This window comes from Enterococcus sp. DIV1083b (genome assembly GCF_051713705.1).
Classification (GTDB): domain Bacteria; phylum Bacillota; class Bacilli; order Lactobacillales; family Enterococcaceae; genus Enterococcus_D; species Enterococcus_D casseliflavus.
Window position 1 is genome coordinate 1,681,526 of the sequence record NZ_JBIOQJ010000001.1, and the last position, 19,479, is coordinate 1,701,004.

Here is a 19,479-nt window from a genome sequence, read left to right on the forward strand (position 1 = left end):
AGGGATTTTCCGTTGTATGTCAATGATTTCCTCTAGGGGGAACAAAAATGGATCAAAAAAAGAATCACCAAAAGCTGTTGACAAAGAAAAGAGTGAATTGTAGAATGAAATTGTTCAACAATGATGTTTAACGTTATTCGTTGTTGGATCGTTGCTAGCAAGAAGAAAAACCGTTGTTTTATTTTTTAGACTTTTGTAATCGCTTACTGTCCGGAGGTAAGAAGGTTGGTACTAGAAATAGAACACAAAACTATTAAATAATGAGGTGGAAAAATGAAACAGAAAATGAGTCATGAAATTGCACACTTAAGTCATGTAGAACTGTTGACACCGAAGTTATCCGAAAGCACCAAATTCTTTATTGATGTATTAGGAATGGAAGAAGTCCATCAAAAAGACGACTCTGTCTATTTACGTTGTTGGGGTGACTATGAGCTTTATTCTGTCATTTTGACTGCTTCAAATACTGCTGGAATCAAGCACACAGCGTATCGAACGACTAGTCCAGAAGCGTTAGAAAGACGAGCGAATGCCTTAGAAAAAGCTGGTTTTGGTGTTGGCTGGATCGAAGGGGATTATGGTCATGGTCGAGCATACCGTTTTAAAGGTCCCGATGGACATCTCCACGAGCTCTACTACGAAACAGTAAAATATGTTGCGCCACCTGAACTTAAGCCTTGTTTGAAAAATCAACCGCAGAAATTTACTGGTCGTGGAGCAGCTGTAAAACACTTAGACCACATCAATTTCTTGTCCTCAAACCCACCGGCTGATGGCGACATGATGGAAGAGTTACTTGGAATGCGTCTCACGGAACAGATCAAATTTAAAGACGGATCACGTCAAGCTGTCTGGTACAGTCCAAATAACAAGTCTTATGAGGTTGTTTTCACAAAAGATGCAACCGCTTCAAAAGGACGTTTTCATCATATTGCAATGGCGGTCGATTCGTTTGCTGAGATCGCACGTGCGGCTGATATTTTCTGTGAGAATGACATTCACATCGAATTTGCACCAAGTAAGCATGCGATCAATCAAACGTATTTTGTTTATTGTTATGAACCAGGTGGAAATCGCATCGAGATCGCCGCAGGAGGATATTTAGTATTGCAACCGGACTGGGAAGTCATCTCATGGGACGAAGAGGAACGCGCTCGTGGACAGGCTTGGGGCAATAAAACTGTTTCGACCTTCCATACGTACGGCACACCTCATGTTGAGGAATAATCCTTATAAATAAAAGCAGCATTTCCACAGAGAACATAGAAAAGAGGAATAAAATTGGAAGCATCATTGATCAATGAAAAGACACGCTTATTAGTTGTTAGTGCCCATGCCGGAGACTTTATTTGGCGCAGTGGCGGAACGATCGCCAAATACATCAAGTATGGCGCGCACGTCTCACTGGTTGTTTTGAGCTATGGCGTTCGAGGTGAGTCAAACGACTTATGGAATGAACCAGGTCAAACGCTGGAGCAGGTCAAATCAGTTCGGCGTTCAGAAATTATGAAAGCGGCAAAACATTTAGGGGTTACGGATTATGAGCTATGGGATTTGCAAGACTATCATATGTCGGTAGGCGAAGTCGAAATGGATCGAATGGTTCGTAAGATGCGCGACGTTCAACCACATATCATTTTGACCCATGGACCAAAAGATGCGTTTAATCCTGATCATGAACTTGTTTCTAACTTTGTTTTTGAGGCGAGCGTTTTGTCCACCTCAAACGGTGTACAGATCGATGACACAAAACGATGCAAGCAAAGTCGGCTTTTCGGGTTTGAACCACACCAATCAGAGATCAGTGGCTTTCAACCAGAAGTAATCATTGATATTACTGAAACCTATGAGCAAAAACAAGCAGCAATGAACTGCTTCAAAGCACAAGAACATTTGATCAACTATTACAGTGCCAAAGCTTTGCTGCGGGGCAATCAGGCAAGACGTTGTTCAGGAAATAACGACTATCAATATGCAGAAGCATTCACACGTTTCTTTCCCTATGTAGGAGGTGCCTTTAACTAATGAATAAATATATTTTAAAAAATATCTACCGCCCATCAGAAGATACGTTAAAGGACTATCGGAAATATGATGTTTCCACTGTCTATGAAGCACAGGACAAAACTGGCCTGATGTTGCCTTATATGCGACCATTGATCGAAGGTCAGCAAATCGTCGGGCCTGCGGTGACAGTCATCTGTCCACCAGGGGATAATCTTATGGTTCATGCAGCGATCGAGGTTTGTCAGCCAGGAGATATTTTAGTGATCACGACGACCAGTGGCGAATATGTTGGCGGTATGATCGGCGAATTAATCGTTACTGCTTTGATGAAACGTGGAATACAAGGAGTAGTGATCGATTCTGCTGCTCGGGATGTTGCGCAAATTCGTAAACTAGGTTTTCCAGTATGGACAAGAGCGATTTACTCAAAAGGAACGTTCAAAAATAAAGGTGGTTGGGTCAATGCACCGGCAGCTTGTGCTGGACAAGTCGTGCGGGGCGGTGATTTGATCATGGCTGACGATGATGGGGTAGTCGTCGTTCAAAAAGAAAACCTAGCGGCAACTTTAGCAAGCGCAGAAAAAAGAATGCGAAAAGAAGCAACGGTCAAGGAGCAAATTGCGGCAGGTATCTTAAGTATGGATTTCCATAATTTGCGTGGGCGATTATCAGAGCAAGGGGTCGTTTATCTTGACCAAGTCGATGATGAAATCAAGTAGGTGATAACCATGACAAAAAGACAAGTGATTCAAATCAACGGTTCTGCGCATGAAAATCCAATACCAACAGCAGTTAAAATTGGAAATATGGTCTATACTTCTGCACTTATGGGTACCGATCCTTCTTCGGGACAAATGCCAGAAACTGTAGAAGAAGAAGTCGCACAACTATTTACCTATATCCTTGAGATTATGGAAAAAGCAGGTGGGAGTAGCGAAAATATTGCCCATCTCAGCGTATCAGTGACAGATCGATCATACAAAGAAATTGTAAACAAAGAATGGCTAAAACTATTCCCTGACCCTGATAATCGACCTGCAAGGCATACCACCGTTCATTCATTGAAACCGGGGGTTCACGTTCAAGTGGAGATGGTCGCTGTTCTTTGATACTAAGTGAAAGTAGGGGAAACCAAGCATGCCCACAGGAGTACTAATTAATGTTTCATCTGTTATCGTTGGAGGAATCGTCGGCGGGATAGCAGGAAAAAAGCTAAGTGCAGAATTTAAGACCCAGATTACCTTGATCTTTGGGGTTTGTTCAATGTCGATGGGGATTTTTACTTTAGGTTTAATGCAGAATATGCCAGCCGTGGTCTTTGCGGTAGTGATTGGAACAGGGTTAGGATTGGTTTTGAAATTAGGTAAGTGGATCAATCATGGTGCCTCTATGATGGAGAAACCGATTGCTGCTATGGCAAAGAGCAAAGAAAGCACACTATCACAAGAAGAGTTTGTCTCCGCGTTAACTACAGCGATCGTTTTATTTTGTGCCAGTGGAACCGGCATATATGGTTCTTTAGATGCTGGGATGACAGGGGATAACACTATATTGATCTCAAAATCGATTCTGGATCTTTTCACTGCTGCGATTTTTGCCGCAAATTTAGGTTATGTGGTTTCGATCATCGCTCTACCGCAATTTATTATCTTTTTCCTGTTGTTTTTGGGGGCGAAACAGATTTTGCCTTTGACAACGCCAGAAATGATCAACGATTTTCGAGCGGCGGGGGCATTTCTTATGATCGCTACTGGATTTCGGATGATGAAAGTCAAAGAATTCCCAGTAGCAGATATGATCCCAGCAATGATTTTAGCGATGCCTATCAGTCATCTTTGGACCAACTTCATTGTTCCACTGATCTAATGGTCCTTATTAGAAATAACTGATTCGGGTGATCGTTTTTACTAAAAAGTACAGTGAGGCATATTTTTGCCCATTGTACTTTTTTCTGCTTAAAAGGATCGTTTGGACAATTAAAGGAGCGTTAGTTAAATGTAACTGAAGAAAGTTTGCATAACGCTTCTTTCGATCAGTTCTTGTCAAATGAATAGCGATTTCAGCTTTTCCAAATAGTCTAGAGGGATCGGGGTTCTGGTGAGATGAAAAAAAAACTCGCAAAGCTTCCTGTCTTGCTAAAGACACTGATTCTCTGTACGAATCAGCGTTCGCTCTATTTTAAAGAAGGGAATTAGGAATAAAACGGCATCTAAAAAAGAGGAAGCTTATAAAAAAAAGTCAAATTAATGATAATAAATCGCAATTCTTCATTTTATTCTAACAAAATGACAATTTTCTTAGGTGTTCATCACAAATCTATCACATTTCCAAGCTAAAGTTTGTTATTATCTGAAAATTTTCATCATTCAGATAAAAGCTTCTTCATTATGAGCAAATTTTTTATAGTTAGTTGATAGAAAACAGGACGAGCGTATGTGTTTTCGATCCAAATTACACACCAGTGCGTCTAATTTCTATATTTTCTGGTATTAAGAAGAGCGCAAAAAAAAACCTTAAGTTACGGGGGACGAAATGGAGGATAACATGAAAAAAAGGAAAACAAGCTGGGCTCTCGTATTGTTAACAAGTCTGATGGTATTAGGTGCTTGTGGTAGTGGAGGCCAAGACCCAACAGATAGTTCGGGAGGGAATGTGTCAGGGGGAGCTAGTTCTGATCCTAATGTATTAGTGGTCGCATCAGGTGCGGATCCAGTGACATTAGATATCCATCAAACGAACGACCAAGCAACTACCAGGGTAGCAAGACAGATTTATGAAACACTGATCAAACAGACGAACGATCTTGAGTTAGTGCCAGGGTTAGCAACAGAGTGGGAAGAAATTGAAGAGAACCTTTATGAGTTCAAGTTGCGAGAAGATGTTGTCTTTCATAATGGGGAAGCGATGACAGCTTCTGATGTTGCCTACACTCTTCGACGGGCGGTTGACTCACCTTCGATCAGTCATATCATTGGTTCGATCGATCCTGATACGATCGAAGTGATCGATGATCATACGATCCATATCGGGACAAATGGTGCCTTCGGGCCTTTCTTGACTCATTTAGCACATCCTGCGGTTGGAATTTTGAGTGAGAAAGCTGTGGAAGAAGCTGGTGAAGATTATGGTATCAGCAGCGTTGTGGGAACGGGTCCCTTTGAATTTGTTGAATGGGCTACCGGTAGTCACGTGACGTTGGATCGATTTGACGATCACTGGGATGAGCCAGCGGGAATGGAAAGAATTGAGTTTCGGACAATTACAGATTCAAGTGTTCGTTTGATTGAACTAGAGTCAGGAACCGTCGATATTGTTTATGATATCGCTCCTTCTGATAATGAAAAGGTTGAAGAAAACGATGAATTGACTTTATTAGCGACAGAAAATTTAGGAACGGAATACTTAGGTTTCAACGTTCGAAATGATACACCATTGCAAGAAGTAGGGGTACGTCGCGCGATTGCCCATGCTATCGATGTCGAATCGATTATCCAAACGGTTCATATGGGGATCGGGACTCAAATGAGTGGACCGATCAATGAATTGGTTTTTGGATATAATGAAAACTTGGAAGCTACTCCTTATGACGTTGAATTAGCAAAAGAACTATTAGCAGAAGCTGGTTATCCAGATGGCGGGTTCTCTCTTTCGTTGTATGTCGGTGATAACAATCAAGAACGAATCCGTGTCTCGCAGGTTGTTTCCGCTGCTTTAGAAGAATTAGGTATCACTGTTGAGGTCAACCAAATGGAGTGGGGAGCATTTTTAGATGCTGCAGCAGCTGGTGAACCAGATATGTTCTTACTAGGTTGGACAACGATCACAACAGATGCTGACTATGGATTGTATCCACTGTTCCATTCAAGTAGCTTTGGCGAAGCTGGAAATCGTACGTTCTATCATAATGAACGGGTAGATGAATTACTTGATGCAGCTCGTAGCACTTCTGACCAAGAGGAACGCTTGGCCTATTATCATGAAGCGCAAGAGATTATCAATGATGAGATGCCATGGGTTTACTTACAAACCAGAGAAAATGTTTCAGGTATCCGCAACTGGGTGCAAGGGTTCGAACATCATCCAACTGGAAGTTACTTCTTAGATACGGTGTCAAAAAACTAAATTGGATTGAGAGTATAAAATAAAGAGCCGCAATGGCTCTTTATTTTGAGGAGATGAATAGATGTTCCAATATATTGTAAAACGAATTCTGTGGTTGTTTCCTATCCTGCTAGGCGTCTCTTTTATTGTATTTACGATTATGTATCTATCACCTGGAGACCCTGTAACGATGGTGTTGGGGGAAGGAGCGACTCCTGAACAATATGAGGCCATGCGTGTGCAAATGGGGCTTGACCGTAGTTTTATCGAACAATTTTTTCATTATATAAAAAATGTTGTCGTCAAATTTGATCTTGGGAGATCGTATGTTTCTGGCCGGGTGGTCATGGATGAAATCCTAGTCCGTTTGCCCAACACAATCAAATTATCAGTATGGAGTGAGTTATTTGCCTCGCTGATTGGTATTCCACTGGGAGTGATCTCTGCTTCGAGACCTTATTCCAAGGTTGATAATTTCGTGATGTTTCTTTCACTAGTTGGGGTTTCTATGCCAACCTTTTGGCAGGCACTCCTTTTAATTATTCTTTTTACTTCTACCCTGGGCTGGTTGCCAGCATCTGGTTTTGATACTTGGCAGCAAATGATCATGCCAGTATTTGCATTGGCTTCCTCGTCAATTGGCACGATCGCCCGGATCACAAGGTCGAGTATGATGGACGTTTTAGACCAAGATTATATTCGCACGGCAAAAGCCAAAGGAGTAAATGGTTCAAAGGTGACGTTCCATCATGCTTTAAGAAATGCCTTGATTCCCGTAGTGACAGTCATTGGTTTGCAGTTTGGGGCTTTATTAGGTGGGGCTGTATTGACCGAGACTGTTTTTAGTATCAATGGGATCGGGACATTGATGGTGAATGCGATCCGTACAAGAGACACAATGATCGTCCAAGGCGGCGTTTTATTTATTGCATTTATTTTTACGATGGTTAATCTATGTGTCGATATTCTCTATGCATATATCGATCCGCGAATTAAAACCTCATATGATTAAGGGAGGAACTCATGTTTTCTAGAAAAAAGGCCATAGCGAAAACGCAAGCACTTGCAGGCGTACCAGAAGGATCGAAACAAGAGATTTGGCTTTCCTTAAAAGCAAATCGCCGAGCAATGTTTGGGTTACTATTTATCACGTTACTGACGATTACTGCGATTTTTGCAGACTTTATAGCTCCCTATGGTATGCGGGAGCAAAATCTAGCCAATGCATTGCAATTTCCAAGTCGTTCTCATTGGTTTGGGACAGATGACTTGGGACGTGACGTATTGTCTCGTTTGATTTACGGCACGAGAATATCGCTTACTGTAGGTGTTTGTGCGGTGTTACTGGCACTCTTTTTAGGTGGCATCTTAGGTGTCTTATCCGGTTATTTCAGAGGGTGGATCGATACGCTGATTATGCGTTTTTGTGACATTTTACTATCCATCCCTTCCATTTTGTTGGCAATCGCCATCGTGGCTTCTTTGGGATCCAGTCTGCCGAACATGATCTTGGCGATCGGGTTGGCGAATATCCCCATTTTTGCTCGTATTATTCGGGCAAGTGTGATGGCGGTCAAAGAGAAGCAATTTATTGAAGCTGGAAAAGCGCTGGGCGCAAATAATGGATTGCTGATTTTCAAACACATCTTGCCAAATATCCTTTCACCAGTCATCGTGCATTCATCAATGGGCGTTGCCACAGCAATTTTATCTGCTGTTGGCTTAGGATTTATTGGCTTAGGTATGGAGGCTTCCGTTGCGGAATGGGGAACGATGTTAAATTTTGGACGAGGCTATATCCGAACACATCCCTACCTGACGATTTATCCAGGGATCGCGATCATGTTGACCATTTTATCCTTCAATTTGATCGGTGACGGAATCCGAGATGCCATCGATCCGAAGATGAGAGAGAGGTAAGCAGTTATGGACACGATCATGCGCGTCAAGAATCTACAAAAGTATTTTCCTGTGAAGAAGAAAAACTTTTTTGGGGTGGGACAAGACTATGTGAAAGCAAATAAAGATCTTACGATCGATATATATGAAGGAGAAACATTAGGCATCGTCGGTGAAAGTGGCTGTGGAAAATCGACCTTTGGACGCACGATTATTCAGCTCCAGCGACAAACCGGAGGCTCGACCCTTTACTATGGAGAGACGATCGAAGATTTCATGCCTCGTTACGTAAAAAAAGTCTATCAACAACTGCCACAAAAGATGAAACAGTTTACTGATTCTGTCAATGAGCTCCAGTCGATCGAATCAAAACTCGCTATCGATTCAGCTGCTGAAGTAGAGGCAACAACGGAACGGTTGCGTCTAAAGAAAATCGCTTTTGAAAATGAATATGGCAATACCCTACGATTAGTCGGAGGCTTGATTTTGCATGATGATCTACAAAAGGTCAGTAAGCTTCTTTCGTCTCGTTACGAAGCTGCAGCAAAAGTCGCCGCTAGCAAGCGAGCGTTAACATTTAATCAGCAAAAACAAGCGATGAATGGGGCAGTGGATCAAACAGAGCTCATGAACTTGGAAAAAACGATCGCTGAACAACAAAATGATTTAGCAGCTATTGATAAGCAAGTCGCACAACTAAAAAATGAAGTCATGAACAAAAAAGACTTTTCATACTACGAAGAGCAGCTTGATTCTGGCATCGATCTAGCTGCTTTGACTCAAAAGGAATCAAGAGTTTTACGAAAAGACCTGCAAATTATCTTTCAGGACCCTTACTCCTCACTAGATCCACGGTTAACAGTGGGTGATATTATTGGAGAAGGTTTGTTGATACACAAATTTTTTGCTAGTAAAAAGGACCCAAACTATGAAACCTATATTCTTGATATCATGGAAAAATGCGGGTTAAAGAAAGAATTTATTCATCGCTATCCGCATCAATTTTCTGGTGGACAACGACAACGAATCGGGATTGCTCGTGCCTTAGCTTTAAAGCCCAAATTCATTGTTTGCGATGAAGCTGTTTCAGCGTTAGATGTTTCGATTCAGTCACAGATCATCAATTTGCTTCATGATTTGCGGGAAGAACTCAATTTGACTTACTTGTTTATCACCCATGATCTTGGAGTCGTAAAATTTATTTCTGATCGGATCGGTGTGATGTATTTTGGGCATCTTGTAGAATTAGCTTCAGCTGAGACGATTTTTTCTAACCCGATCCATCCGTACACACGGCAATTATTAAATGCCATTCCAACGCTAGACGAAGAGTATCGCCCATGGGCTCTTGATGAAACCCATCCTGATTTGGCATTCAACTATTCAAAAGAAACTGATGCTGATCCAGATTGGGTAGAAGTCGAGCCTAATCATTTTGTGAAGTGTACGCGAAAATAGTTTTTTTAGAACATAGGAATTGAAACATGGTTGATGAGTCAATCAATCGAACCATAAGCATGATACGATTGGTTTAATGGAAAAAAATCAAAAGGAGGTCCAGATGGATTTACTAGAAGTTGATAATCTTCATACGTATTTTGATACGAAACGGGGCACTATCAAAGCCGTCAAAGGCGTTACTTTTTCATTAAAAAGAGGGAAGACATTAGGAATTGTTGGAGAAAGTGGGAGTGGCAAAAGTCAAACAGCCATGTCGATCCTTCAACTTTTTCAGCGAAATCAATATATAGCGGAAGGGCAGATCCGTTTTGATGGAAAAAATATCCTCGAATTAAGCAAAAAAGAGCTTTTGAAAATTCGCGGAAATGATATTTCAATGATCTTTCAAGAGCCTATGACAAGTTTGAATCCGGTATTTACAATCAAAGCACAACTGACAGAAGCCTTGAAACTTCATCAGCACGTCGACAATAAGACGGCGACTTTACGGGCATATGAGCTGTTAGAAGCTGTCAAGATCACAGATCCTAAACGAGTAGCCAAGCAATATCCTCATCAGTTATCTGGAGGAATGAGTCAGCGGGTAATGATCGCAATGGCATTAGCCTGCAATCCGAAGCTATTGATTGCCGATGAACCGACTACCGCACTCGATGTGATCATCCAAGCAGAAATCCTTAAGTTAATGAATGAGTTAAAAGACAAGCTGGATACAAGTATTTTGTTTATTACCCATGATTTGGGTGTCATTAGTAAAATGGCCGATGATGTGATCGTGATGCATGGGGGAAAAATCGTCGAGAGTGCCCCAATCAATGAGATCTTCAAAAATGCTTACCATCCGTACACAAGGCGCTTACTTGCTGCATTTTTAAGAACCGACATTCGAAACAAGAAAACAGCGCCTGATGACTTTTACAGTAAGGAAAACAATGTCTTTGATTTCACCACATTTAAAACAGATGAAACAGCGGACCCGGATTGGGTTCAGGTAGGAACAAATCATTTTGTCGCTGCCAGTTTGAGAAAAATCGATAACTAAACGAAAAAGTCGTAAAACGAAGCTTTGTTTACGGCTTTTTTCAGTATGCTGGGAAGGAAATTTTTTTGTGAGGAAGTTGTGAGAAAGATGTAAAAAATGGGGGAAGGTTTGCTCAAGAGCCTTGCCTTAAAGTCCACTTCAAGAATTATACTGGAACTACCATTTTTGATGGGAAAAGAAAGGAGCAATTCAATGAACAAATGGACAAAAGGACTTTTTCTGACAATGATTTTTCTAGCAGGATGCAGCAGTGATTCAATGAATGACGAGCCAGACATCGGTACAACGGAAACAAGTACTAGTGACACCGTTACGCAACAAATGAGAGAAACAGGGATTGATGGGGAGGCCGATATTTTGATCGCCTACTTCACAAGACCAGAAAATTTAGAGCATGAACCAGCGGTCGAAGCAGTTTCTGGAAGTAGTTTTAATGTAATCGATGACACCTTAGTAGGAGATGTCCAGGTGCTAGCAGAAATGATCGCTGAACAGACCGGCGGTGCGTTGTTCTCGATTCAAACAGAAGTAGGTTACCCTAACGTTTACGATGAACATACAGCTTTAGCGACTAGAGAGGTGGAAGAAGATGCCCGACCAACGTTGAAGGCTGACGTTGCCCAAATGACTGAAGTGGATGTTCTCTTTATCGGCTTTCCCGTTTGGTGGAACCGTGCCCCAAGAGCCGTTTTAACATTTCTTGAAACCTATGATCTTACGGATAAACAAATCATTCCTTTTGCAACCCATGGGGGAAGTGGACTGACCAATAGTCAAAACGAACTTCAATCGTTGTATCCAGCGTATGACATTCTTGAAGGCTTTGCAGCAAGAGCGGGAAGTGTTGAAGACGCTGAACCTGAAGTATTAGAGTGGCTAAATCAGATGGGATTATAAAAAGAGCAGCAATAAAGAATAAAAGAATTTCTTTAATTATAGAGGGGGCCTTGTTTAAAGGCTTCTTCTTTGTTTTATTTTTCTATGAGACTGTTAGACGTCTATTTGAGATATATGATATGATTAATCTAATGATTTAGCGTAAAAGCAAAGAACCTTATTTTCAGCTATAATACTCGTCGATTCAATAAAAATTTTTAATCAATTGCTGTCTTAATTTAGGTAAATTAAATATTATTCCATTTAGCTAAAATTGCGTACATAAAGATTGTTTTAGGGGGACTAAAAGTGGCTGTATTAAAATATGAAAAAATCAAACAAGATATTCTTCGAGATATTGAAGCTGGTAAATTTAAACCGGGGGACCGTATCTATTCAGAGGGAGACTTGAAAGCAAAATATGGGGTAAGTAATACAACCGTCATCAAAGTGATGAATGATCTGGTTGCACAAGGTTATCTCATTCGGAGACAAGGCGAAGGAACATTTGTACGAAAAAACATTCTAAATAAACGTGTTTTCTTTAGTGAAAATACACGCCCCTTGACTAATGATAAAAAAGAACCAATATCTGAAAAGACTGTCGTGGAAGCGGTAGATCTCATTCAACAAATAACGAATTCAGATATAGCAAAGATTTTACATGCTCCTTCGTTTGAAGAAACAAGGGTACCGTTTTTAAAACTAAGTCAAGTTGCATTTATTAATAATAAGCCGTGGAAACTTCAATTTAGATATGCACATATCACTGGACCGACTGATATTCCAATCGCTCAGCTGAAAAAGGGGTTGTCATTTACTAAAGTGCTAGAAGATTTAAACCAAATACCAGAATCAGAGAAAATGACAATCTCTGTATCTGACTTTGAATCGATCATAGATAATTTATCAGAGAAAGATCAGAAAATAATGAAAAGCTATTTTAAGAATAATCGACCAGCAGCTTTGTTTGTGAGGAATCGAATTGTTTATGATCGTTTTGAAAATGCTATTGAATATGATCAGGCATTTATTCATCCTGATTACTATAGTATTGATATTATTAATTAGTTAACAACTATATTTCAAAAGCATATAACTGACGTTATGTGCTTTTTTTATTCCATTAAAGCAAAAAAACTTGAAAACGCTTGCGTAGAAAGCGAGAATATTGTATACTGCATCCAGATAACACGTTAACGCTATAAGTTGCGAATGGAGGAAAAACATGCTTTCTAAAAGAATTGAACCTTTAAAGAATAATTATCAAAAACTAGAAGTATTAGAATTAAGTACGAAAGAAATTGATCAAGCGATTAATCAGTGTTTACAGAAAATTGATCAAAATATGGCTATATTTGGAGAGAAATTTCCTGCACCTGCCACTAAAAACCAAAATTACCAAGTTATTGATAACACAGAATGGACGACGGCTTTTTGGACAGGCATTTTATGGCTCGCATATGATATTACCAGGGAAAATAAGTATAAGGATTTAGCAGAAAAGCATATGGAAAGCTTTTCCAGAAGATTGTCTCAAAATATAGAAATCAATCATCATGATCTAGGTTTTCTTTATACTCTTTCGTGTGTCAGTTGTTACAAAATCACAGGCAACTCCCAAGCTAGAGAACTTTCCATTAGCGCAGCTGACAAACTCGTTGAGCGATTTCGAAATAAAGGGAAATTTATACAAGCTTGGGGAGATTTGGATGACTCTAATGAATTTCGTTTAATTGTTGACTGTCTCTTAAATCTACCATTATTGCATTGGTCATATGAGGAGACTGGTGACGATATCTATAAAGCTGTGGCAGAGAAACATTATGAGACCACCATTAAATATGCGATTCGAGAAAATGCTTCAGCATTTCATACTTATTATTTCGATCCCACAACAGGTCAGCCCCTATATGGTAAAACGAAGCAAGGATTCTCTGACGACTCCAGTTGGGCACGCGGCCAAAGTTGGTTGATTTATGGAATAGCATTAAATCAGCATTATTGTAGAAAGGAGGAAAATGTAAAACTTTATGAAGCTGTAACGAATTACTTCTTAAATCGTTTGCCTAGTGATCTAATCTGTTATTGGGATTTGGTTTTTGAAGAGGGATCTGATCAACCTCGGGATACCTCTGCTAATGCAATAACCCTTTGTGGGATGAATGAAATGGAAAAATATCTAGCGGATAACCATCCTATGAAAAAAATGTATCACAACATCCAACAAGTTATGCTAAGAAACTTAATGAACCGTTACACAGAAAAAAAGGGCACAGGAGCTGTAGCGCTCATCAATGAAGGGGTCTATTCCTGGCATTCCGGAAAGGGTGTGAATGAAGGGAATATTTGGGGGGATTACTTCTATATGGAAGCACTGGTAAGACATAAAAAAAACTGGCAATTATTTTGGTAAAAAGACTAAAGGAGGGAATCAAATGGCAAAACCAAATATTAAAATGACACGAATTGATGAACGCTTGATACATGGTCAAGGTCAAATGTGGATCAAATCATTGGGTGTCAACTTATGTATCGTAGCTAACGATCAAGCCGCAAATGATCCATTTCAACAACAATTAATGAAAGCAGTGGCACAAAATGTGAGTATGCGATTTTTCACGATTCAACAAACATGCGAAATCATTCATAAAGCCTCGCCTAAGCAAATGATTTTTATCGTTGTGGCTAATCCACAGGATGCACTGGCACTTGTCAAAGGAGGTGTACCAATAGAACAAATCAATGTTGGGAACATTCACAATGCAGTAGGAAAAACGAAAATATCCAACTATATTTTTATCGGTGAAGAAGATAAAAGAGCGTTAAAAGAATTAAAGGATGCATTCCAAATCAAGTTTGATACCCGTACCTCGCCGATGGCTCCAGACGTTGATTCATTGAAACAACTCATGTCTCATCTTGAAAACGAATAGGAGAGAATAAAATGAATATATCAATTATGCAAGCTTTTTTACTGGCACTTATGGCAGGCGTTTGTTATTCGGGTCTATTGCTAGGCATTTTTACAAATCGTTGCATTGTCCTTTCCTTTTTTGTAGGGTTGATTCTTGGTGATGTTCAAACTGGATTAATGATGGGTGCCATTGGTGAACTTGCTTTTATGGGATTTGGCGTTGGCGCTGGGGGAACGGTCCCACCTAATCCTTTAGGTCCAGGAGTGGTGGGGACCATAATGGCGATAACTTTAAAAGATCAAGGGGTCACACCTGAAAGTGCCTTGGCATTATCTTATCCATTTGCAGTATTATTTCAAATTTGCCAGACACTCATTTATACAGTATGTGCTGGTTCATCCGAAGCTGCAAGAGTTGCGGTAGAAAATGGCCGTTTCAAACGCTTTAAATGGTTTGCACATACAACTTTCATTAGTTTTTTCTTTGTGGGATTCTTTATTGCATTACTTTCTGCTTTAAGTATGGAGCCTCTTAGAAAATTTGTCGAAATGATTCCGAATGAATTGGTTCAAGCACTGACTGTTGCTGGAGGCTTACTACCCGCAATCGGTTTTGCAATGATTCTATCGGTCATGGTTTCCAAAGACGTTATTCCTTACGTGATCTTAGGCTACATTTGTATTGCATATTTAGATTTACCTGTTATGGCGATTGCATTAGTAGGAGCAGTATTTGCAATGATCGATTACTATAATCAAGAAAAAAGACAAGAACTTTCAATGACTTTCGCTCAACAAGGAGGAATCGAAGAAGATGGAATCTAAAGAACAAAAACTAACGAAAAACGATTATTTTATAGCAACTATGCGCTCATACTTTCTCCAAAATGGCTTCAACTATAACACGTATCAAGGAACGGGTTATGCAAATATTATTTTTCCGGGATTAAAAAAGATCTATAAAGATGATCAGGAAGCATTAAAAAAAGCCACTATTGATAACTTGGAATTTTATAATGTCAATCCTCAGACAGTCCCCTTTGTTACTAGCTTACAATTAGCAATGCTTGATCACGGGGAAGATGTATCAAAAATTAGAAGTATAAAAATGGCATTAATGGGTCCCTTGGCAGGAATTGGGGATGCGATATCTCAATTTGGTGTAGCACCGTTATTTTCAACGATTTTTGCTAGCATGGCGATTGCGGGTATTACTGCTAGCCCAATCATGTTTTTGGTTTGTATGATTGGCTTTAATCTGTTTCTTAAGTGTCTTTTAGGCTGGTTGGGTTATCGAATGGGCACAAGTGCAATTGAAATGCTCAGCCAAAAAATCAACCAAATCTCTCGGGCAGCGAATATTGTTGGTGTCACAGTTATCTCTGGTTTAGCGGTCAGCTTTGTAAAAGCTGAAATGGCTATAGAGTATGCAACGACGATCGAAGGCGAACAACAAGTAGTAGCGCTCCAAACAGTTTTTGACCAGATTTTACCTCGGCTCTTACCTGGATTAGTAACGATCATGGTTTATTATCTAATTAAAAAGAAAAATTGGAATGTTTATAAGTTACTCATTTTGTTGTTTGTTTTGGGTATTTTAGGGTCGCTGTCAGGTATCCTTGGATGACTGTTCATGTAGTTATTAGACCATAGTTCTATCAATTTTATAGTTATTCGGTTTTTATTCAATTCAATGACAGTTTCTTTATGTATATGATGACAAGAAGCCTCCGCCTAATGCAGAAAGGAAAAATATGAAAATACTTGCTTTATTTCTGTTTCTGACCCATTTGTTTATACTACCAATCACTGTTCACAGCACAACGATTGAACATAATTTATTATTGAACGGGGACTTTTCACAACAATCTGAGAATACGAATGGGTGGCATGATTCAATTGGAGCAGATCACTGGCGCCTTTGGTTCCCTTCAGATATCCGTCCAAAAGTGAGAGTAACAGAAGAAAATAGCATTGAAATTTCTTCCAATCAAGTCAGTCGTGCAGCAGTTTTTCAAGAAGGTATACCTGTTCTTCCAAATACAGAATATCGCGCAATTGTCGAGGTGAAAACAACAGATATTTCTAATGTACTTGGTGGAAGAATAAGGGTTCAGTACATGGAAAATGGAACTCAAATATCTCTTTACTCAAGTGAAGCTGTTTCAGGAACTTCGGGATGGGAAAGCCTTGCAGTTACTTTTACGACTGGAGCAGATACGGAACAAGTAAAATTGGAGCTTTTTTTTGATAATACCTCGGGATTGATTGAATACAGAAATGCACGTTTGTATGATCGCATATATGAAGAAATACAAGAGATTATCATTTCTCAAGAAGAGCTGCATTTGCAAATTGGTGAACGCCAGTTAATCGAGCTTAAAACTTACCCCGAAGATTTCCCTCGGAAAAACCTATCTTTTTCTTCAAGTGATCCAAAGGTAGCTCAAGTAAATGAGCGGGGGTATGTTACTGGTGTAGCATCAGGGACCAGTGAGATCATTATTAGCGATAAAAATGAGACTATTCAAGTAAGTATCCCCATTTTTGTTACAAAAGATAGACATGACAATGTACATCTTACATTAGATCAAATGCATATCATACCTCTCTTCCAACCACTTGAAGAATTAGACGTTTTTGTGGAAAACCAAGATTTATTAGAGGTCTTTGATGGGATTATTCTGCCTAAAAAGGAGGGAACAACACGAATAAAAATAACCAATAAAAGTGGTGAGCTGATCGTTCTCGTTAATGTATCGATTGATAAAGGTGACCACAACAAATTTGATGACATGAGAACAAAGTGGCACGAAATGATTCTTGGAGCTAACTATTTTGATTCTGATGATTCGTTAATGATTGATAAGCAAAGATCAATGGATAGAACAGCCAACCTATTATGGGAAACATTGAATAAAGATGAAGATAAAGAGGATTTGTGGGATGAACAATCTGAATTGACATCATCAGCTAATTTGACAAGAAGTTTTAGAAATTTAACTACCTTAGCCCTGTCAGCAACGAATCCACATTCGGAAAACTACCTCAACAGAAAATTATTAGAGGATATTTTTTCAGGATTAGACTGGATGTACTCTTATAAGTATAATCTTTCCGTCCAAACGCACGGGAACTGGTGGGATTGGGAAATTGGTGTTCCTCGAGCTATCAATGACTTGGTTACTACTTTACATCCTTTTTTATCACAAGAACAGATTGGCGATTTTTTAAGACCGATTGACCGCTTTTTGCCAGACGTCAATTATAATAGGTATAGTGTAAATCCAGAACTTGCACTTGAAGCAACTGGAGCTAATCAAGTGGATAACACCCGAATAATACTAATTAAAAGCATCTTGGAAGAAAAGGATTCTGGTGTTAGTGAAGCGATAAGCGCATTAGAAAAAGTTTATCCTTTTGTAACCGAGGGTGATGGCTTTTATACTGATGGTTCGTTTTTACAACATGACAACGTTCCTTATATTGGTTCATATGGAAATGTTCTTCTTGATGGTATCTCACAGATATTCACAATGACTCAGTCAACAGACTGTTTTCCAGATGATAGTATAGTTAAAGTGATAGATTTCTGGATTCAAGAATCAATCGTCCCGTTCATGTATAAAGGAAATATGATGGATATGGTCAGAGGAAGAGCTATCTCAAGGAGCCAAATGGAGAGCAATGTTGCTGGAGCTGAAATGACAAAAGCGATGATTCGTTTTGCGAGTATTCCAGAACTATCGAACAGCGAAAGATATTTTCATTTTGCTAAGCATTGGATAGAGGCAAATAGTGCGAATTTTGACTACTTAAATAGTTTATCAAGCTTTAGAGATATTTCACTAGCAAAAACAATATTATCTAATCCTGATATAGCCTCCGATAGTCCTTACACAACAAAACTTACAAATTTTGCGAATATGGATCGAATGACCTATTTTAATAAAGATTTTGATTTTAGTTTTGGGTTAAGTATGTCCTCTAGTAGAATCAAACGATATGAAACAATGAATAATGAAAACCTTCAAGGATGGCATACGGGCGATGGAATGCTTTATCTATATAATGATGATCTAAATCAATTTAATCAAGACTTTTGGGCGACAGTTGATCCCTATAGATTGCCAGGCATTACTGTGGATAAGCAAATTCGACTTGATCAAAGCGGTTATAGTGTAGCGGAAACAGACTTCGTGGGAGGTTCCACTGTTGATGATCGTTATGGTAGTTTTGTCATGGATTTTATCAATTATGAAAGAACGTTGACAGCTCAAAAGTCATGGTTCATCCTTGGTGACGAGCTTGTTGCTATCGGAAGTAATATAAACTTTCAAAATGACCGTATCATTGAAACAGTTATAGAGAACAGAAAGCTAAATGAGACGATTGATTACAGATTATTTGTGAATAATGAACAGATTGATTTATCAAATGGACAACAAAGCTTTTCTAATGTTGAAAGTGTTTATTTGGAGGCTTCTGATCCGCAACAATCTATCGGATATAAATTTATCAACCCTCAAGATTTGACTTTGATGATTGAAGAACGTACAGATAGTTGGAATCGGATCAATGGATCAGGGAGCATTGACCCGATTACGAGAAGCTACTTTACAATGTGGAAAACGCATACCCATCAAGAAGATGGGTACAACTATGCTATCTATCCTAATAGGGACAGAACTGAATTCGAAAAAATTGAACCTGCTAAAATATTGCGCAATGATAAAAACATTCATGCAGTACAGTCAAATAATGTAATTGGTATTAATGTCTACAATGAGACCGAAGTCGAAATCCTTGATATGAAATTTCAAACCCCAATGGCACTTACACGAGTGGACAGCGATGAAATGATTATACTTTCACATTCAGATCCTACAATGAAGCGTGCTCAAAAGGATCTGATTCATCTCAAAGACGATGGTTATCGTATTAAAGAAGCAGATAGTAATATTTCAGCGAAAAAAGTCACTTCTCTAGATGGAATGTATTATTGGGAGATTGAAATTGATACAACCGATTCAAACGGACAAAATAGCCAGATTTTATTTAACAAAGATTAAAGAAAACAATTGATGATTGTATAATCTCTTTTCAAACTTAGCTTTCTTCATAGAAGGACTGTATTGCCAGTCCTTTTTTGTCAATTAACAATTAAAACTGGATT

Annotated in this window: 17 protein-coding genes; all 17 read left to right on the forward strand. The window is 39.2% G+C overall.

Annotated elements, in window-relative coordinates; all coding sequences use genetic code 11:
• Positions 1–273: 273 nt before the first annotated feature.
• The 17 genes from IGI69_RS07720 to IGI69_RS07800 all read left to right on the forward strand — a co-directional run bounded on the left by IGI69_RS07720 (position 274) and on the right by IGI69_RS07800 (position 19,375).
• A complete protein-coding gene (locus IGI69_RS07720; RefSeq protein WP_142968408.1) occupies positions 274–1,227 on the forward strand; it encodes a catechol 2,3-dioxygenase in 954 nt (317 codons plus the stop codon).
• Positions 1,228–1,281: 54 nt separating this feature from the next.
• Complete coding sequence (locus tag IGI69_RS07725; protein WP_438740296.1) at positions 1,282–2,025, forward strand: PIG-L deacetylase family protein; 744 nt, start codon at positions 1,282–1,284, stop codon at positions 2,023–2,025.
• Complete coding sequence (locus tag IGI69_RS07730; RefSeq protein ID WP_074535896.1) at positions 2,025–2,726, forward strand: 4-carboxy-4-hydroxy-2-oxoadipate aldolase/oxaloacetate decarboxylase; 702 nt, start codon at positions 2,025–2,027, stop codon at positions 2,724–2,726. The genes IGI69_RS07725 and IGI69_RS07730 overlap by 1 nt, the downstream gene beginning before the upstream one ends.
• A gap of 9 nt (positions 2,727–2,735) precedes the next feature.
• Positions 2,736–3,116 carry a RidA family protein gene (locus IGI69_RS07735; protein WP_015509664.1) on the forward strand — a complete coding sequence of 127 codons (381 nt, stop codon included), beginning with the start codon at positions 2,736–2,738 and terminating at the stop codon, positions 3,114–3,116.
• Positions 3,117–3,144: 28 nt separating this feature from the next.
• Complete coding sequence (locus IGI69_RS07740) at positions 3,145–3,873, forward strand: DUF554 domain-containing protein (RefSeq protein WP_332282706.1); 729 nt, start codon at positions 3,145–3,147, stop codon at positions 3,871–3,873.
• Positions 3,874–4,551: 678 nt separating this feature from the next.
• Positions 4,552–6,129: an ABC transporter substrate-binding protein gene (locus IGI69_RS07745; RefSeq protein ID WP_015509666.1), complete on the forward strand. Its 1,578-nt coding sequence runs from the start codon at positions 4,552–4,554 to the stop codon at positions 6,127–6,129.
• A 61-nt stretch (positions 6,130–6,190) separates the two neighbouring features.
• Complete coding sequence (locus IGI69_RS07750) at positions 6,191–7,120, forward strand: ABC transporter permease (protein WP_438740299.1); 930 nt, start codon at positions 6,191–6,193, stop codon at positions 7,118–7,120.
• Positions 7,121–7,131: 11 nt separating this feature from the next.
• Positions 7,132–8,028 carry an ABC transporter permease gene (locus IGI69_RS07755; RefSeq protein WP_438740301.1) on the forward strand — a complete coding sequence of 299 codons (897 nt, stop codon included), beginning with the start codon at positions 7,132–7,134 and terminating at the stop codon, positions 8,026–8,028.
• Positions 8,029–8,034: 6 nt separating this feature from the next.
• Complete coding sequence (locus tag IGI69_RS07760; RefSeq protein WP_438740303.1) at positions 8,035–9,465, forward strand: ATP-binding cassette domain-containing protein; 1,431 nt, start codon at positions 8,035–8,037, stop codon at positions 9,463–9,465.
• A gap of 103 nt (positions 9,466–9,568) precedes the next feature.
• A complete protein-coding gene (locus IGI69_RS07765) occupies positions 9,569–10,510 on the forward strand; it encodes an ABC transporter ATP-binding protein (protein ID WP_438740305.1) in 942 nt (313 codons plus the stop codon).
• Between the two features lie 192 nt (positions 10,511–10,702).
• Positions 10,703–11,407 (forward strand): flavodoxin, encoded by a 705-nt coding sequence (locus IGI69_RS07770; protein ID WP_438740307.1) that lies wholly within the window; start codon positions 10,703–10,705, stop codon positions 11,405–11,407.
• Between the two features lie 288 nt (positions 11,408–11,695).
• A complete protein-coding gene (locus tag IGI69_RS07775) occupies positions 11,696–12,457 on the forward strand; it encodes a GntR family transcriptional regulator (protein ID WP_438740309.1) in 762 nt (253 codons plus the stop codon).
• 157 nt (positions 12,458–12,614) lie between these two features.
• Positions 12,615–13,802 carry a glycoside hydrolase family 88 protein gene (locus tag IGI69_RS07780; protein WP_438740311.1) on the forward strand — a complete coding sequence of 396 codons (1,188 nt, stop codon included), beginning with the start codon at positions 12,615–12,617 and terminating at the stop codon, positions 13,800–13,802.
• A 22-nt stretch (positions 13,803–13,824) separates the two neighbouring features.
• The gene (locus IGI69_RS07785) at positions 13,825–14,322 is read left to right on the forward strand and encodes a PTS sugar transporter subunit IIB (protein ID WP_142968415.1); all 498 of its coding nucleotides are present in this window, start codon (positions 13,825–13,827) and stop codon (positions 14,320–14,322) included.
• 11 nt (positions 14,323–14,333) lie between these two features.
• Entirely contained in the window at positions 14,334–15,128 is a 795-nt protein-coding gene (locus IGI69_RS07790) for a PTS mannose/fructose/sorbose/N-acetylgalactosamine transporter subunit IIC (protein ID WP_016611815.1), read from the forward strand.
• A complete protein-coding gene (locus IGI69_RS07795; protein WP_086292358.1) occupies positions 15,118–15,930 on the forward strand; it encodes a PTS system mannose/fructose/sorbose family transporter subunit IID in 813 nt (270 codons plus the stop codon). The genes IGI69_RS07790 and IGI69_RS07795 overlap by 11 nt, the downstream gene beginning before the upstream one ends.
• Positions 15,931–16,057: 127 nt before the next feature.
• On the forward strand, positions 16,058–19,375 hold the full coding sequence (locus tag IGI69_RS07800) for a polysaccharide lyase family 8 super-sandwich domain-containing protein (protein WP_438740315.1): 3,318 nt from the start codon (positions 16,058–16,060) through the stop codon (positions 19,373–19,375).
• Positions 19,376–19,479: the final 104 nt, after the last annotated feature.

Excerpts from the sequence above, each read along its gene's own strand:
- IGI69_RS07755 (WP_438740301.1), top strand. The coding sequence starts at position 7,132 with ATGTTTTCTAGAAAAAAGGCCATAGCGAAAACGCAAGCACTTGCAGGC.
- IGI69_RS07765 (WP_438740305.1), top strand. The coding sequence starts at position 9,569 with ATGGATTTACTAGAAGTTGATAATCTTCATACGTATTTTGATACGAAA.
- IGI69_RS07730 (WP_074535896.1), top strand. The coding sequence starts at position 2,025 with ATGAATAAATATATTTTAAAAAATATCTACCGCCCATCAGAAGATACG.
- IGI69_RS07770 (WP_438740307.1), top strand. The coding sequence starts at position 10,703 with ATGAACAAATGGACAAAAGGACTTTTTCTGACAATGATTTTTCTAGCA.
- IGI69_RS07720 (WP_142968408.1), top strand. The coding sequence starts at position 274 with ATGAAACAGAAAATGAGTCATGAAATTGCACACTTAAGTCATGTAGAA.
- IGI69_RS07760 (WP_438740303.1), top strand. The coding sequence starts at position 8,035 with ATGGACACGATCATGCGCGTCAAGAATCTACAAAAGTATTTTCCTGTG.
- IGI69_RS07740 (WP_332282706.1), top strand. The coding sequence starts at position 3,145 with ATGCCCACAGGAGTACTAATTAATGTTTCATCTGTTATCGTTGGAGGA.
- IGI69_RS07745 (WP_015509666.1), top strand. The coding sequence starts at position 4,552 with ATGAAAAAAAGGAAAACAAGCTGGGCTCTCGTATTGTTAACAAGTCTG.
- IGI69_RS07750 (WP_438740299.1), top strand. The coding sequence starts at position 6,191 with ATGTTCCAATATATTGTAAAACGAATTCTGTGGTTGTTTCCTATCCTG.
- IGI69_RS07785 (WP_142968415.1), top strand. The coding sequence starts at position 13,825 with ATGGCAAAACCAAATATTAAAATGACACGAATTGATGAACGCTTGATA.
- IGI69_RS07795 (WP_086292358.1), top strand. The coding sequence starts at position 15,118 with ATGGAATCTAAAGAACAAAAACTAACGAAAAACGATTATTTTATAGCA.
- IGI69_RS07790 (WP_016611815.1), top strand. The coding sequence starts at position 14,334 with ATGAATATATCAATTATGCAAGCTTTTTTACTGGCACTTATGGCAGGC.
- IGI69_RS07735 (WP_015509664.1), top strand. The coding sequence starts at position 2,736 with ATGACAAAAAGACAAGTGATTCAAATCAACGGTTCTGCGCATGAAAAT.
- IGI69_RS07780 (WP_438740311.1), top strand. The coding sequence starts at position 12,615 with ATGCTTTCTAAAAGAATTGAACCTTTAAAGAATAATTATCAAAAACTA.
- IGI69_RS07800 (WP_438740315.1), top strand. The coding sequence starts at position 16,058 with ATGAAAATACTTGCTTTATTTCTGTTTCTGACCCATTTGTTTATACTA.